The organism is Streptomyces sp. NPDC042002 (assembly GCF_055588305.1).
The window spans coordinates 78301-93385 of sequence record NZ_JBVJCT010000010.1 but is presented as its reverse complement, the minus strand read 5'-3'; the positions used below and the strand labels follow the sequence as shown (position 1 = coordinate 93385).

The following is a 15085-nucleotide window of genomic DNA, read 5'->3' as shown; positions in this document are numbered from 1 at the left end:
GTCCGGCCCCTTCGTTCTCCCTCGCGAGGGCCCCGGCTCACGGCCTTCCTCGTGAGGGCCCGCTCACCGCACGCCTCTCAGGCCGTCCGCCGGGTCCACTCCGGTTCGGTCCGCGCCCAGTCACGCTCCCACTGGGCCAGCCGGCGGCGCGCCAGGGCCCGGCGTACGCGGAGGTGCGCGAGGAATACGGCGAAGAGGGCGCCCGCGGTGGTGAAGACGCCCATGGCCAGCGCGTGTTGCCGGAGCACCGAAGCGCTCGACGGCGGACGCACTATCCCTCCCCGGGCATCGGTCCACACGTCGAGGCGCGTACCCCGCCGCAGACCCGCGGGCACGCGGACCAGACCGGTCCGCGCCGTCCCGTCGGACCCCGTCCAGTGGACCGGCACGGGGAACGAACGCAGGCTGTTGCCCGGCGTCGTGGGCAGCGCCGACGGTGCGTCCCGCACGAGCACGGCACGGACATGGTGCTGGGCGGCACGCTGCGCCGCCGCGTGCTCCCGTGTGCCGTCGTACGTCCACCACGCCACTCCCGCCCCCGCGAGCGGCGCCCCGACGAACAGGAGAACGCCGACGGCCAGCGCCCACCATGCCTCGACGACGTCGGAGCGGCGACGCAGCGGATTGCGGCGCCAGCGCCAGCCGTGCACCCGGGTCCGCATGTCCCCTCCTCACTGCCGCGCGCCGCGTCGGCGCCCGGACGTCTCGGTGACCAGCGTCTCGCGGTCCCGGGCGCCGAACTGCCCGCCGTACGCGACCGGTTCGCCGCGCCCGGCATACCGCGCGCGGCGGCAGCGGTCCATCGCCGGACCGCGCGGACTCCGGCGCCGTACGACTGATCCCCGCCCCCCGTGGAACCCGGGCGTCACCGCGTCGGCGAACAGGAGCCCCGATGGCGAAGCACCGGCCGTCCCCGCCCGCGACACCCGGGCGCACCCCGACTGCCCCGCCGTCGGCCGGTTACACCCGCCGGACACACCCGTCCGCCGAAAACCTCCGCGACGGCGCGCGTACAGCGTCACGGCATTGGTCGTCCAAGCCACGAAAGGCATCGGTCATGAACACCGGCTCCACCATCACCGCAGGAATCGACGGCTCGCGCGCCAGTCTGGACGCCGCCGACTGGGCGGCCCGCGAGGCCGGACGGCGCCGTCTCCCGCTGCGTCTGCTGCACGCGGGCACCCGGCACCGCGTCGCCGCGCGTGTTCCGGACGTCGACGTACCCGCCGGGTGCGCCAGGTCGGCGCTCGACCGGGCGGTGATCCAACTGTCCTACACCCACCCGGCGTTGAGCATCGTCCCGGGCGACACGGAGGCGCCCGCGGTGCCCGCGCTGCTCGGGGCCGCCGCCGGGTCCGAGGCACTCGTCGTCGGCACCCGTGGCCGCACCGGCCACACCGCGCTGGCCGGTTTCCTGACCGGCTCCGTCGCCCTGGCCGTCGCTGCGCGTGCCGCCTGTCCGGTCGTTCTCGTCCGCGCGGGCGAACTCCCCGAGGACGAAAGGGTGTTCATCCCCGACGGCACATCGCCGAGCGCCGCGCCCTACCGTCCGGTGGTCCTCGGCCTCGACCTGGAGCACCCCGCCGACGACCTGATCGGCTACGCCTTCGACACCGCCGCCGTCCGCTCGGCACCACTCCTCGTGGTGCACGCCTGGACCCGATCCCCGCACGAGCGTCGCGCGTCCGCCGTCCCGTCGGCCACCGTGCCGTCGCCCGGCGACACGGACGACCAGGAGACCGGCCGACGGCGCGCCCTGACCGGCGTACTACGGCCCTGGCGTCACAAATTCCCGGACACCCCGGTCTCGGAACAGGTCGTCCACGGCCACCCGGGAGACCATCTGCTGAGGGCGTCCACCGGCGCCGGTCTGCTGATCGTCGGCCGCCTCGCGGGCGAGCACCTGGGCCGCGCCGCACGGACCGTCATCCGGCAGGTGACGTGCCCGGTCGTCGTGGTGCCGCACGGCTGACACCGCTCCCGCAACGGCTGGCACCGCTCCCGCGGCTTTCCGGCGGAATCCGGGGCCAGCACGACGGAGGACGGCGTCTAGCCGAACCGCTCGATCCGAATCCGGTCCACCGGCTGCCCCGCCGCCACCAGCAGCTGCGAGGCGTGCTCGGCGAATCCGTTGGAACCGCAGATGTAGGCTTCCCACCCACCTGGCGGCTGTTCGGCCAGGAGGGGCGCCACATGTGCGGCGGTCATACGTCCGACGCGCACACCGTCCGGGGCGCCGCGCGTGAACACGGCTGTGGTCTCGTCGCCGTACTCCCGCGCGTAGATGAGTTCCTCGGGGCTCCGCGCGGAGACGAGCAGGCGCAGCGGAACGTCCAGGGTCCGCGCGCGGTGGTGCCGCAGCATCGACATCAGCGGTACGACACCGGAACCGGCGCCGACGAGCAGCGCGGGCCGGTCCCCGGGCCAGGCGAAGAAGCCGCTGAGCGGACCTCGGACCTCGACGGAGTCGCCGGGCCGGGCCACGGTGTGGAACCAGCCGGAGACCTCACCCCCGTCGACATGGTCCAGGGTCAGTTCGATGTGACCGGTGTCGTCGGGCGGGGACGCGATGGAGTAGTGGCGCTGCGCCACATATCCGTCCCCGGCGATGAGCCGCAGCATCAGATGCTGGCCGGGGAGATGCCCCTCCCACGCGGGTACGGCGAATCGGAAGGTCGCCGCGTGCGGGGTCTCGCGGCGGACCTCGGTCAGCGTGGCGGTCTGCCAGGTGGTGGCCGTCTGCGTGCTCACGGCGATGCGTCCGGGCACGGCGAACCGTGTCGGCGGTACGAAGGTCCCGGTCGTGGTCTCAGTGGTACCAGCGATCTCGGTCGTGTTCTCAGTCACCGGAGTAGCGCTGCTCTTCCCAGGGGTTGCCGCGGGCGTGGTAGCCGTTCTGCTCCCAGAAGCCCGGTTCGTCATGGTCGAGGATCCGGATGCCCGCGATCCACTTGGCGCTCTTCCAGAAATAGAGATGGGGCACGACGAGCCGCGCCGGGCCGCCGTGTTCGGCCGGCAGCGGTTTCCCGTCGTAGTCCCACACGATCCAGGCGCGACCGCCGGTGAGGTCGGCCAGCGGGAGGTTCGCGGTGTACCCGGTGTGCGCGTACGCGACCGCGTGGGTGGCGGCCGCGTCCGGTCGTACGGCCTCCAGGAACGCGTCCAGCGACACACCCCCGAACCGCACCCCGAACTTCGACCAGCTCGTCACGCAGTGGATGTCGCCCTCGTACGCCGAGGCGGGCAGCGCGTGCGCCTGCTCCCAGTCCCAGGTGCGCGGCTCGGCCACCAGGCCGTCGATCCGCAGGGTCCAGTCGGCGGACGCCAGCTCCGGGGTGACCTCGGCGGACAGGACGGGCCAGTCGTCGCCCGCGTCGTACTGGCCGGGCGGCAGTCCGGCGTTGTGGGCGCGAGGGCGCCCGGTGAAGCCTCGCGTGACGTTCATACGGGTGGCGCCTCCAGGACCGCCGGGGACGGCGGCCCGCGGATCGAGCGTGATCGGCGCGAACGCGCGGGTCGGTGTCCCGGGCACGCACCAGTGCTTAGTCATTCAACCGTACGGGGGAACGGACCGTGCTCCGAGCCGTTGCGGGGCGCTGAACATTGCGGACGTATGAACTCTCCCGGCGCCCGGGAATAGCCGCGCCCCGATCTTCCTTGCTCCTGGAGTCGAGTCCGATGGCCCGTACATGTACAACCGGTGAGCCGGGCCGTGACGAGGGTGACGACAGCGAGGGAGAGTGAGGGAGCAGATGGCCGAGGCGTACGTCTCCACAGGGTTCGGGGGCCCGGAGGAACAGGAGAGCCCTCCCGGCCGCCACCCCCTCGACAATCCGGCCCTCGGGTCCCTCACCGGGCCCCACGCCCACTTCGCCGAACGGCGTGGCCGCGTCCTGCGCTACCCCGTCGACGTGTCTCCGTGGCTGGCGCTGCCCGACGATCCCGACGCCGGTGACTGGGCGGATCTGGCGGCCCTGGTGGGACCCGGGGGAGAGGCGCCGCTGGCCGGTTTCGGCGGGCGCACCCCGGACGGCTGGGAGGTCGTCTTCAGCCTCGACGGCGTCCAGCTCGTCGACGACGGCCTCGCCGCCGCGCCCGATGCCGAGGCGGTGCTGCTCGGCCCCGCAGACGTGCCGGACATGCTCGACCTGGTGGAACGGACCCGGCCCGGACCCTTCCTGTCGCGCACCGTCGAGCTCGGCACGTATCTCGGGATCCGCCGGAACGGCGCCCTGATCGCCATGGCGGGCGAGCGGCTCCGTCCACCGGGCTGGACCGAGATCAGCGCGGTCTGCACCGACCCCGACCACCGGGGCGAGGGCCTGGCCACACGCCTGATCCTGGCCGTCGCGCACGGCATCCGTGAACGCGGCGAGACCCCGTTCCTGCACACAGCCGCCGGCAACACCGGCGCCATCCGCCTCTATGAGTCGCTGGGCTTCCGGCTGCGCCGCAGGACCCGCTTCATGGCCGCGCGGGTCCCGGAGCACCTGGGCGACGACCGGATCGTGGGCGTGGGCTGACACCGGCACCGCGCCGCTGAGCTGCGGGAGACCGCGGGGACGCCGGGGTCAGTCCCTCGGCGGGATCGGCGGCGTCGGCGGCCTCGCGTCCGGCTCATCCGTGGCCACGGATGAGCCGGTGCCCGTGGCGTTGTAGCGCAGCAGATACGAGGCGAAGCGGGCGAGGTCTTCCTCCGACCAGCCCGTGAGCCGTTCGCGGAACGCCACCCGGCGGCTGCGGGTCACCTGGGTGAGGATCTCCGTGCCCGCTGACGTCAGATGCAGCACCTGGACACGGTGGTCCTCGGGGTCCATCCGCCGCTCGATCAGCCCGGCCCGCTCCAGCGCCGCCACCTGGCGGCTCACCGTGGACTTGTCCAGCGCGTAGTGCGCGGCGAGATCCGTGGCACGGCAGCCGTCGACCTCCTCCAGATGACCGAGGAGGGTGTACGAGACCAGGGACAACTCGGGATGCATGCGTCCCGCCGAGGCGCGGGCCCGCCGGGCGAACACCGTCATCTCCCGCTGGATGATCTCCACGGCCGCGTCGGCCGTCACCCCGTCGGGGGTCATTCCGTCGGTCGGTGTCCCGGTGGTCGGTGTCCTGGCGGTGACAAGGCCGCCACTCGATCCTTCGGCTGTCATCACGGGACCTCCCGGCGTCGCTCTGGTTGCATAGTACAACTTGGGGGTGGAGCGGAGAGAGCCGCGCAGGCCGGCCGAAGCGGATCCGATGGCCACTCGGGCCGCAGTCGCCGGCTGATCGTTCCTGTAGGGTGGCCGTCCCGGCCGAGGATCGTCTCGGCCGATGAGTTGTCGAGGAGGTGAGACCCATTACCGCTGTGTCAGGTCGGGTGCTCTCCTCTCCGGACAACGCGTTCACCGTCACCAGGTGACCGTGGGAGCGCCCTTCGGTTCGTCGAAAGGCCCTCGGCTTCATGCCTCCTCTCTCTCCTGATGTCCCTGAAGCGGTAGACCCCGTGGTCGCCGCGCTCCGCGCCGCCGGCTGTGTCTTCGCCGAGGACGAGGCGGAGTTGATCCTCTCCGCCGCTCGCACCCCGGACGAGGCCGCCGCGATGGTGGCCCGGCGCGTCGCGGGACTGCCCCTCGAACACGTCCTCGGCTGGGCGGAGTTCCACGGTCTGCGCATCACCCTCGACCCCGGCGTCTTCGTGCCCCGCCGCCGCACCGAGTTCCTCGTCGAGCAGGCCGTCGCGCTCGCGCGCGGCGCGTCCGTCGTGGTGGACCTGTGCTGCGGCTCGGGCGCGGTCGGAGCCGCGCTGGCCGCGTCCCTCGGCGGCCCCGAACTGCACGCCGCCGACATCGATCAGGCCGCGGTGGCGTGCGCCCGCCGCAATGTCGCGCCGTTCGCCGGCCAGGTCCACGAGGGGGACCTCTTCGCGGCGCTGCCCGCCACCCTGCGCGGCCGTGTCGACGTCCTGGCCGCCAACGTGCCGTACGTCCCGACCGACGAGGTCGGCCTGCTGCCGTCGGAGGCCCGGGACCACGAACCCCTGGTCGCCCTCGACGGTGGCGCGGACGGACTCGACCTGGTGCGCCGGGTCGCCGCCGAGGCGCCGCGCTGGCTGGCCCGCGGCGGCTGCCTCCTCGTCGAGACGAGCGAGCGCCAGGCGCCCACGGCCGTCGAGGCCTTCGCCCGCGGCGGACTGATCGCGCGACTGGCCGTCTCGGAGGAGAGGTACGCCAACGTGGTGATCGGCGTGAAGCCCTGACCGGGCGGGCCGGACGGGGCGACATGCCGCGTTCGGCCCTCGGTCGGCCGATCGCGCCGCCCCCCGCGCCACACTCCGGCTGACGACAGGTATCAGAGGGAGGCCCGGACATGAGCAGCACCCCCCAGACGTTCGACGCGTGGGACATCAAGGAGTCGGGGCCCGCGGACGCGGGCACCCGGGTGCTGCTGCTGCCCGGCGGGATGTGCAGCACGGCGTTCTACGACGATCTGATGGCCGCACCTCCGCTCGCCTCGGCGCCGGTGCGGCTGGTGGCCGCCACCCTGCCGGGGCACGCGGGCACCACGCCGCCGCACGATCTCTCGATGGAGAACTACGCTGCCCTGGCCGGCGCCCTGGCCGCGGAGCGGGGCTGCGACGTCGTGGTCGGCCACAGCATCGGCGCCAACGTCGCTCTGGAGATGGTGGCGGGCGGGCACTTCGCCGGCCCCGTCGTCCTGCTCTCCCCGACGTTCTCGGCCTCCGACGAGGACAAGGCGCTGGCGATCGCCAACAGCCTCGGACGGGTGCCCGGCGTCGGGATGCTGGCCTGGGCGGGCCTGGTCAAACTGACGCCCCGGGCCATGGCGGGCAATCTGCCCCCGGCCCGGCGTGCGGCGCTGACCGTCGAGTTCGAGAAGAACGACCCCGCGTTCTGCCGCCAGGTGATCCGGCACCATTTCGACTATCTGCACCGGTACCCGGACCTGGTCTCGCGGCTCCGCGACTCGGGCGCGACCGCCTGGGTCGTGCGCGGCGACCACGACGACATCGGCCTGACGGACGACGAGCGCGCCGGACTGGAGGCAGCCCCCGGCGTGACCCTGGTCCTGATCCCCGACGCGGGCCACCTGGTGATGGTCGAGCAGCCCGTGGCGGTGGCCGAACTCGTCGCCCGGGTGGCACTCGGCTGAGCCTTTCGTCCGGACCGGTGCGGGCCGGTCGCCGCTTGCCCCCGGCCCGTGGCCGAGTGACCCTCGTCATTGTGCAACTAGTTGCATAATGCGTGACGCGTCGTCTACAACGGACGTACGTCACCGCGCATGGAGGGCCCGATGAGCCGTTACCCGCATCTGCTGAACCCGCTCGACCTGGGCTTCACCACTCTGCCCAACCGCGTACTCATGGGCTCCATGCACGTGGGCCTGGAGGAGGCCGAGCGCGGCTTCGAGCGCATGGCGGAGTTCTACGCCGCCCGCGCGCGGGGCGGCGTCGGCCTGATCGTCACCGGTGGCATCGCGCCCAACGACGCCGGCCGGCCCTACGAGGGCGGCGCGAAGCTGACCACCGAGGCCGAGGCCGAGCAGCACGCCGGGATCACCGCCGCGGTGCACCGCGAGGGCGGGAAGATCGCGATGCAGATCCTGCACTTCGGGCGGTACGCCTACCACCAGGACCTGGTCGCCCCCAGCGCGCTGCAGGCCCCGATCAGCCCCTTCCCGCCGCACGCGCTCAGCGACGCCGAGATCGAGCGGACCATCGACGACTACGCGCGTGCCGCCCGGCTCGCCCGGCAGGCGGGCTACGACGGCGTCGAGATCATGGGCTCCGAGGGCTACCTCATCAACGAGTTCATCGCCCTGCAGACCAACCGGCGCGACGACCGCTGGGGCGGCTCGTACGAGAACCGGACGCGCTTCCCCGTCGAGATCGTCCGCCGCGTACGCGAGGCCGTCGGCGACGACTTCATCATCATCTACCGCCTGTCGATGCTCGACCTGGTGCCCGGCGGCTCCTCGCTCGACGAGGTCATCACGCTCGCGCGGGCCGTCGAGGCCGCCGGGGCGACGATCATCAACACCGGCATAGGCTGGCACGAGGCCCGTATCCCCACGATCGCGACCTCGGTGCCGCGCGGCGCGTACGCCTGGGTGACCAAGAAGGTCATGGGTTCGGTCTCGATCCCGCTGGTGACCACCAACCGCATCAACACCCCGGAGATCGCCGAGCAGTTGCTCGCCGACGGCCACGCGGACATGGTCTCGCTCGCCCGGCCGATGCTCGCCGACCCCGACTTCGTCGCCAAGGCCGAGGCCGGACGCCCGGAGGCCATCAACACCTGCATCGGGTGCAACCAGGCCTGCCTCGACCACACCTTCAGCGGCAAGATCACCTCCTGTCTGGTCAACCCGCGCGCCTGCCACGAGACGGAGTTGGTCCTCGCGCCGACCCGGCTGCGCAAGACCGTGGCCGTCGTGGGCGCCGGGCCCGCCGGACTCGCCTGCGCCGTCAGCGCCGCCGAACGCGGCCACGACGTCACCCTGTTCGACGCCGCGGGCGACATCGGCGGCCAGCTCAACGTGGCCCGCAAGGTGCCCGGCAAGCAGGAGTTCGACGAGACGATCCGCTACTTCCGTACGCAGCTCGAACTGCACGGCGTGGACGTCCGGTTGAACACCCGGGCCACCGTGGAGACGCTGGAGGTCTTCGACGAGGTCGTCGTCGCCACCGGCGTCAGCCCGCGCACCCCGGAGATCCCGGGCGTCGACCACCCGAGCGTCGTCGGCTACCTCGACGTCCTGCGCGACGGAGCCCCGGTCGGCGACCGCGTGGCCGTCCTCGGCGCCGGCGGCATCGGCTTCGACGTCGCCGAATTCCTCACCGACAGCGGCGACAAGGCGAGCGAGGACCCGGCGACGTACTTCCGCGGCTGGGGCGTCGACATGGACTACCGGACGCCCGGCGGTCTCGCCGCCCCCGAACGGCCCGCCCCGCCGCGCACCGTGCACCTCCTCCAGCGCAAGGCGTCCAAGGTCGGAGCCGGACTCGGCAAGACCACCGGCTGGATCCACCGCACCGAGCTCAAGCACCGCGGCGTCACCATGGTTCCGGGCGTCCAGTACGACCGGATCGACGACGCCGGACTGCACGTCACCGTCGACGGGCACAGCCAGGTCCTGGAGGTCGACACGATCGTGCTGTGCACCGGCCAGGAGCCGCGCCGCGACCTGTACGACGCGCTGCGCGCCACCGGCCGCGGCGTCCACCTCATCGGCGGCGCCGACGTGGCCGCCGAGCTGGACGCGAAGCGGGCCATCAAACAGGGCACCGAACTGGCGGCGGCGCTCTAGGACACCGTAAGAACGAACCGCGGGAAGGCTGTCGCGGTGTCCGGCCGACCACGGCCGGGCACCGGGCGGCGCCCGCGGCCCTCCCTAGGATGACCCCATGTCACTCCCGCACGCGATCCTCACCGCCCTGCTAGAGAAGCCCTCGTCGGGCCTCGAACTGACCCGGCGGTTCGACAAGTCGATCGGCTACTTCTGGTCGGCGACGCATCAGCAGATCTATCGCGAGCTGGGAAGACTGGAGGCCGAGGGGTACATCCGGGCGCTGCCCCCGGAGCAGCACGCCCGGGGCCAGAAGAAGAGCTACGAAGTCCTGCCCGCGGGCCGCGCCGAACTCGCCCGCTGGACCGCGGCCTCGCAGGACCCGAAGCCGCTGCGGGACACGATGCTGTTGCGCCTGCGCGCCGCGGCCGTCGTCGGCACCGAGGGCGTCGAGGCCGACCTGCGCCGCCATCTCGCTCTGCACCGGCGGCAGTTGGCCGAGTACGAGGAGATCCAGGACCGGGACTTCCCCCCGGAGAAGAGCACCCCCGAAGACCGTCTGCGACACCTCGTCCTGCGGGCCGGCATCGACCTGGAGACCTTCTGGACCCAGTGGCTGACCCACGCCCTGGCGGAGCTCGACAGCATGCCGGGGCGCGACTAGGCGGCCGTCCGCGACCGGAGCCGGTGGAACGGCCGCCCGTTGCGACGGACTCCGGATCAGAGCCGGTGGGGCTTGGACCGGCGGCGCAGGAACCATGCCGCCGCCACCGTGCCGGTCACGACCAGGGCCGCGCCGCCCACGACGGTGGCTGTGCCGTAGTCCTTCACGGCTCCGCCGAGGCCACCCATGACGCCGCGTGAGGGCGAGGGGGAGACCGTCGTCGAGATCGTGGGAGTCGCGGGAGGCGCGGTCGGCGCGACGATGATCGACTGGGTGCCCGCCGTCGTGCCGTCCTGGCAGACGACGATGACCGTGAAGGTGCCGGGGCTCACGCCTGTCCAGGCCGCCGACTGGTTGTTGCTCGTCCCGGTGAGCGACATCTGGCGCCCCTGGGCGAAGTTCGCCTGTCCGCTGGAGAGCAGCGAGGCATCGCCGAAGCTGCTTCCGTTGCTCGGGCAGGCACTGGTGGTGACCGAGACCGAGGTGCCACTGGTACTCACGGAGATCCCGGAACCCCAGGCGACGGCCGCCGGGGCGGCCAGGGTGAGCGGAAGCGCAGCGGTGGCGGCCACGGTCAGGCCGGAGCGGAGAAGTGTCTGAGTGGTACGCATAGGAACTGCCCTCCAGCGGCACGGTTGGCGGTACATCCCATGCGCCGCCGAGGATCGGAAGGCCCGTGCTGCCTCAGTGCGAGCCAATGCGCCCCGGACCGGACCCGCATGCGGGCGGGGACCGGGCAGGTGATGAATTCCATCGTCCGGCCGACTGCCGACGCAGCCGGCGGCCCGCTTCCTGGGCGGGTTCACCGTCAACGGGCGCGGGTCGAGCGCGCGCGGATCGTGACGCTCAGCAGCCTGCTGGATCCCTCGCCGCCGGGCCCTCACGGCAGGACTGGCCACCGCGGGATGCCTCACGGCCGGACCGGGCCCTGCCCGATGCTTCACTGTCGGCCCGTCGTCACAGAGCGCTCCGCGGAGAGACCGCCCCAGGTGCCGTCGGGCAGCTTCGCCCGGATCCGCACCCGGTGCGTCACGTCCGCCTCCCGGCCGATGTAGAAGCTGTACGTACAGGTGCCGCGGGGCGGGCCGGCGCCCCAGACGAGCGAGGTCACGGCACGCCCGTCGAGATGGATCTCGTACTCCGTGATCACCCCGTCGACCTGGGGCGCGGTCCAGGCCAGGTCGATGTAGTACGCCCCCTCGCTCCGGTGGGTCGCCGCCCGGAAGCCGGTCGGCGCCGTGCCCCGGCCGTCGTCCGAGCCCGGCGCGGTGGTGATCCGGACGGTGCCGCTCGGCGGCGAGAGGTTGTCCGCGGCGTCACGGGCCCGCACCGTGAAGGCGTACGCCGTGCCCGGCCGCAGCCCCGTGACGACGGTGGCCGTCTGTGCGCCGCCCACACTGTGGATTTTCGAACTGCCCTGGTAGATGTCGTACGACGCCACGCCCCGCGCGTCGGACGACCTCGCCCAGGACAACTGGACCGCCCGGCTGCCGACCGCCCTGCCGCGAGGGCTGCCGGGGCGGGTGGGCGGAGTGCCGTCGGCCGCGACCTCGGCCGGGGTGGTGGCGCGCACCGGTTTGCTGGGCGGCCCAGGGACTCCGGCGGCGTTCCAGGCACGGACCCTGAAGACGTACGACGTGGACGGTACGAGCCTGGTGATGTCCGCCATGTGCTCCGAACCGGGCACTTCTTTCACCTTGGTGGTGCCGCGATACACCTCGAAGCGGGTGATCCTCGGGTCCTCGGAGGCCAGGTTCCACATGACGTGCACGCTGGTCGCGCTCCCCGAGGCGGCGGTCACACCCATCGGCGCGGCGGGCAGCCGTTCACCCTGACCGGACGTCCGGGCGCCCCATCCGCAGGACGCGAGCGCGAGCAGCGCGCCGCACACCAGCGCGCGCAGGACGGTGGGGGGAACGCGTCGCACGGGTCAGCCCTCCCTCGACGGGATTGGTCTGTACCTATAAGACACGGGTGACGCGGCCACATCAAGAGGGTGGACGCTGTTGGCCGGACCGTCCCGGACGTACGTATGCTGATCCCTGACGCGGCGTGAACTCGCCCCACTGTCAGGGGAGTTCCTGCCCACGGCGCGGAACGCTGTCGTCGCTGATCCCGCGCCGACGCGTGCGGTCGAGTGGCCGGAGCCGGCTGTGGCTCGGGCCCTCGGCCGTACGGCGCCCACGGAAGCGGCCGTGCACCGTCCGGCCCCCTCCCGGTGGACGCGCTCTCGGACGCCCACCAGATTTGGGCGAATGAGCGTCCGTGCCCCCCAGGAGAGGGTCTCCCATCGTGCGTGTCCAGTCGCTGACGCTGGCCGCGGCCGCGGCAGCCGCCCTGCTCGCCTCGGCCCCGGCGATGCTGTCCACCACCCCCACCACGGGTGGCCCCGGAAGCCCCGTCGCGCCCGGGCGGGAGGGTTCCGTCCGGGCCGCCGACCTGCTGGCGAGACTCGGTGGCTGCGCCGCCGTCTCGAACGGGCGCTACCGCAGCGACGACGGCACCCGTGCCGACATCCCGGTCTGCGGTACCCCGGGTGCCGTCTTCTGGAAGGCGGACATGGACATCGACTGCGACGGCAGACCTGGCCCCCTGTGCAACAGCGGCACCGACCCGCTCTTCTCCGAATCCACGGCCTTCCAGCAGTCCGACGGCCGCTATCTGAGCGCCGAGACCCTGCCGTACATCGTCGTCCCGGCCCCCAGTGACATCTGGAACTACCGGGACAACGGCATCGAACCCGGCTCGGTGGCGGCCGTGATCTACCAGGACCGTGTCCAGTACGCCGTCGTCGGTGACACCGGTCCGCCGGACATCATCGGGGAGGCCTCGTACGCGACGGCCGCGGCGCTCGGTATCCGCGCAGATCCGCGCGGCGGCGGTACGCCCTCCGGGGTCACCTACGTCGTCTTCGGGAACTCCCGGGTGTCACCCATCGAGGACCACGCCTCGACGATGGCGGCGGGGGAGCGGCTGGCCCGGAAGCTCCTGGGCGAGGGGTAGCCGCCGAAGCGCACCGCTGAAGCCCCCCCGCCGGGCCGCTGGGGCGCCGAGGCGGCAGGTCCGGCGGTCCCCCGGCAGGTCCGGCGGTCCCCCGGCAGGTCCGGCGGTCCCCCGGCGGTCAGGAGCGGGTGATCGGTTGCCGGTTCGGGCGGTCCCTCGGCGGTCCGGAACCGGCGATCCGTTCCCGGTTCGGGCGGTCCCCGGTGGCCCAGGACCGGCGATCCGTTCCCGGTCCGGCGGCCCCCCCCGTGGCCCAGGACCGGGGGATCCGTTTCAGGTCCCGGCCGTCGGGCCCCGGTCGAGCCGTCCGATCCCGGTCCGGCTGTCGGACCCCGGTCCGCAGTCAGACCGCCGCCCGGCCGCGGGACTCCGGTCCGGCCGTTCGGCCCCGGGCCGACGGTCAGACCTCGGGTCCGGACGTCAGACCGCCGCCCAGCCGTTGTCGACGGGCAGGATCACGCCGTTGATGTTGCTCGCCGCGTCCGAGGCGAGGAACACGATCGCGGCGGCCTGCTCCCCGGCCTCGGCGAGCCGGCCGACGTTGCCCATGTACGCGCCGAGGACGGTGGGGCCCTGGGCACTGGCCTCTATGTCCACGGCGATGCCCGTCATCGTGCCGCCCGGGGCGATGGCGTTGGTGCGGATGCCCTTGTCCCGGTACATCACGGCGAGGGACTTGGTGAGCCCCACGACGCCGTGCTTCGAGGCGGTGTACGCGGCCCCGGCGGCGCTGCCCCGCAGGCCCGCCTCCGAGGCGGTGTTCACGACGGCGCCCTTGCCTGCGGCGAGCATGTGCGGCAGTACCGCCCGGGTGAGCAGGAACGGGGCAGTGAGGTTGACCCGGATGACCCGCTCCCACTCCGCGTCGCTGACCTCGGCCACCGCCGACATGCGGTCCATGATCCCGGCGTTGTTCACCAGCACGTCCACTCCGCCGAACCGCTCCACCGCGGTCGCGGTCACCCGGTCGACGACCGCCTGCTCGCTCAGGTCGCCCGTGACCGCCACCGCGCTGCCGCCCGCCGCCTCGATCTCCTTGACGACCTCCGCGGCGCCATCGGCGTTGAGATCGGCCACGACCACCCGTGCGCCCTCGGCCGCGAAGGCGAGGGCGGTGGCACGGCCGATGCCCGAACCCGCGCCGGTGACGATGACGCTGCGGCCGTCCAGTCCAGTGGTGCTCATGACGTTCTCCAAGAAGTGCGTACGGGTGCTGCCGAGGTGCTGCGGCGACCACAGTACGACTTAATGTCGCCGGGTGACAGAAAGTCTTCGGAGGCGGTGACGGAGATCGCTAGAATCACCGCAGTCCCGGGCAGCATCCGCAGGCGGAACCAAGGAGTCACCAGTGCCGGACGGCGCGATCGGCGAACACCCCGGCCGGGGCCGCGGCCGTACCGGGCGGCCACCGCTGACCGACGAGCGCAGGGCCGAGATCCGGCTGGAGATCGCCCGCGTCGCGGTGGAACTGTTCGTGGACCAGGGCGTGGTCGCCACCACCGGGGATCAGATCGCCCAGGTCGTCGGCGTGTCCACTAGGACTCTGTGGCGCTACTTCCCGAGCAAGGAGAGCTGCGTCAGCCCGCTGTTCGCGGCCGGGATCGACGCGATCGCCGCGGCGCTGCGCGCCTGGCCCGCGGGCGGTTCCCTGGAGGACGCCCTGGAGCTGGCGTCCACAAGCGGCGGGGGCCAGGTGGCGGGGCCGCAGTTGCCGAGGGTCCGCACACTGCTGAGGCTCACCCGCACCGAGCCGGGGCTGCGCGCCGTCTGGCTCCAGGCCCACGACGAGGCCGAGCCGGTGTTCGCCCGCGCCCTCGCCGACCGCGCCGGTCTTGGAGCCGTCGATCTGCGATCCGAGATCCAGGCCGCCATGCTCAACGCGGCTCTGCGCGCGGCGGCCGAGTACTACGCGTGGCGCACCGATGAAGAGGAGCCCGATCCCGCGACGGCCCAGTCGGAGCTGGCGGCGACCATCCGCTCGGCCCTGAGCGTCGCGGCGGAAGGGATCTCCTGATCCCGGTCCGCATGCTCCCCAGCCCGCATGCTCCCCAGCCCGCATGCTCCCCAGCCCGCATGCTCCCCAGCCCGCATGCTCCCCAGCCCGCATGCTCCCCAGCCCGCATGCTCCCCAGT

General features: G+C 72.8%; 16 protein-coding genes. 8 read left to right on the top strand and 8 right to left on the bottom strand.

All coding sequences use genetic code 11. The features are described 5' to 3' along the window. Window positions 1-77: 77 nt before the first annotated feature. Together ACZ6KY_RS17530 and ACZ6KY_RS17525 are read right to left on the bottom strand one after the other, a co-directional pair. Window positions 78-662, bottom strand: coding sequence for an Rv1733c family protein (locus tag ACZ6KY_RS17530; protein WP_469311155.1), 585 nt, complete (start codon window positions 660-662; stop codon window positions 78-80). A 9-nt stretch (window positions 663-671) separates the two neighbouring features. After that, entirely contained in the window at window positions 672-803 is a 132-nt protein-coding gene (locus ACZ6KY_RS17525; protein WP_469311154.1) for a hypothetical protein, read from the bottom strand. A 254-nt stretch (window positions 804-1057) separates the two neighbouring features. On the opposite strand from ACZ6KY_RS17525, the gene ACZ6KY_RS17520 reads away from it, so the two are divergent. Continuing rightward, window positions 1058-1972, top strand: a complete 915-nt coding sequence (locus tag ACZ6KY_RS17520) for a universal stress protein (RefSeq protein ID WP_469311153.1) — start codon at window positions 1058-1060, stop codon at window positions 1970-1972. A gap of 77 nt (window positions 1973-2049) precedes the next feature. On the opposite strand, the gene ACZ6KY_RS17515 is transcribed toward ACZ6KY_RS17520, so the two are convergent. Both ACZ6KY_RS17515 and ACZ6KY_RS17510 read right to left on the bottom strand, forming a co-directional pair. Next, window positions 2050-2826, bottom strand: coding sequence for a ferredoxin reductase (locus tag ACZ6KY_RS17515; protein WP_469311306.1), 777 nt, complete (start codon window positions 2824-2826; stop codon window positions 2050-2052). Window positions 2827-2839: 13 nt separating this feature from the next. Further along, complete coding sequence (locus ACZ6KY_RS17510) at window positions 2840-3445, bottom strand: sulfite oxidase-like oxidoreductase (RefSeq protein ID WP_469311305.1); 606 nt, start codon at window positions 3443-3445, stop codon at window positions 2840-2842. Window positions 3446-3752: 307 nt separating this feature from the next. Here ACZ6KY_RS17510 and ACZ6KY_RS17505 point away from each other — a divergent pair, with 307 nt between their 5' ends. Further along, window positions 3753-4523: a GNAT family N-acetyltransferase gene (locus tag ACZ6KY_RS17505; protein ID WP_469311152.1), complete on the top strand. Its 771-nt coding sequence runs from the start codon at window positions 3753-3755 to the stop codon at window positions 4521-4523. A gap of 48 nt (window positions 4524-4571) precedes the next feature. Here the strand turns inward: ACZ6KY_RS17505 and ACZ6KY_RS17500 are convergent, their stop codons facing one another. Next, window positions 4572-5075, bottom strand: coding sequence for a MarR family winged helix-turn-helix transcriptional regulator (locus tag ACZ6KY_RS17500; RefSeq protein ID WP_469311304.1), 504 nt, complete (start codon window positions 5073-5075; stop codon window positions 4572-4574). A 365-nt stretch (window positions 5076-5440) separates the two neighbouring features. On the opposite strand from ACZ6KY_RS17500, the gene ACZ6KY_RS17495 reads away from it, so the two are divergent. From ACZ6KY_RS17495 to ACZ6KY_RS17480, 4 genes are all read left to right on the top strand, one after another. After that, a complete protein-coding gene (locus ACZ6KY_RS17495) occupies window positions 5441-6235 on the top strand; it encodes a putative protein N(5)-glutamine methyltransferase (protein WP_469311151.1) in 795 nt (264 codons plus the stop codon). 110 nt (window positions 6236-6345) lie between these two features. Then, window positions 6346-7149 carry an alpha/beta fold hydrolase gene (locus ACZ6KY_RS17490; RefSeq protein ID WP_469311150.1) on the top strand — a complete coding sequence of 268 codons (804 nt, stop codon included), beginning with the start codon at window positions 6346-6348 and terminating at the stop codon, window positions 7147-7149. 141 nt (window positions 7150-7290) lie between these two features. After that, window positions 7291-9306 carry an FAD-dependent oxidoreductase gene (locus ACZ6KY_RS17485; protein WP_469311149.1) on the top strand — a complete coding sequence of 672 codons (2016 nt, stop codon included), beginning with the start codon at window positions 7291-7293 and terminating at the stop codon, window positions 9304-9306. 97 nt (window positions 9307-9403) lie between these two features. Beyond that, window positions 9404-9949, top strand: a complete 546-nt coding sequence (locus tag ACZ6KY_RS17480) for a PadR family transcriptional regulator (protein ID WP_469311148.1) — start codon at window positions 9404-9406, stop codon at window positions 9947-9949. A gap of 56 nt (window positions 9950-10005) precedes the next feature. On the opposite strand, the gene ACZ6KY_RS17475 is transcribed toward ACZ6KY_RS17480, so the two are convergent. Next, window positions 10006-10560, bottom strand: a complete 555-nt coding sequence (locus ACZ6KY_RS17475; RefSeq protein ID WP_469311147.1) for a hypothetical protein — start codon at window positions 10558-10560, stop codon at window positions 10006-10008. 329 nt (window positions 10561-10889) lie between these two features. Then, window positions 10890-11876, bottom strand: coding sequence for a fibronectin type III domain-containing protein (locus tag ACZ6KY_RS17470; protein ID WP_469311146.1), 987 nt, complete (start codon window positions 11874-11876; stop codon window positions 10890-10892). Between the two features lie 365 nt (window positions 11877-12241). Here ACZ6KY_RS17470 and ACZ6KY_RS17465 point away from each other — a divergent pair, with 365 nt between their 5' ends. After that, a complete protein-coding gene (locus ACZ6KY_RS17465) occupies window positions 12242-12952 on the top strand; it encodes a glycoside hydrolase family 75 protein (RefSeq protein WP_469311145.1) in 711 nt (236 codons plus the stop codon). Window positions 12953-13372: 420 nt separating this feature from the next. Here ACZ6KY_RS17465 and ACZ6KY_RS17460 read toward each other — a convergent pair whose 3' ends face one another. Next, entirely contained in the window at window positions 13373-14137 is a 765-nt protein-coding gene (locus ACZ6KY_RS17460; RefSeq protein WP_469311144.1) for an SDR family NAD(P)-dependent oxidoreductase, read from the bottom strand. A 163-nt stretch (window positions 14138-14300) separates the two neighbouring features. Between ACZ6KY_RS17460 and ACZ6KY_RS17455 the strand changes: the two genes are divergently transcribed. Further along, window positions 14301-14966: a TetR/AcrR family transcriptional regulator gene (locus ACZ6KY_RS17455; protein ID WP_469311143.1), complete on the top strand. Its 666-nt coding sequence runs from the start codon at window positions 14301-14303 to the stop codon at window positions 14964-14966. The last annotated feature ends 119 nt before the right edge of the window (window positions 14967-15085 follow it).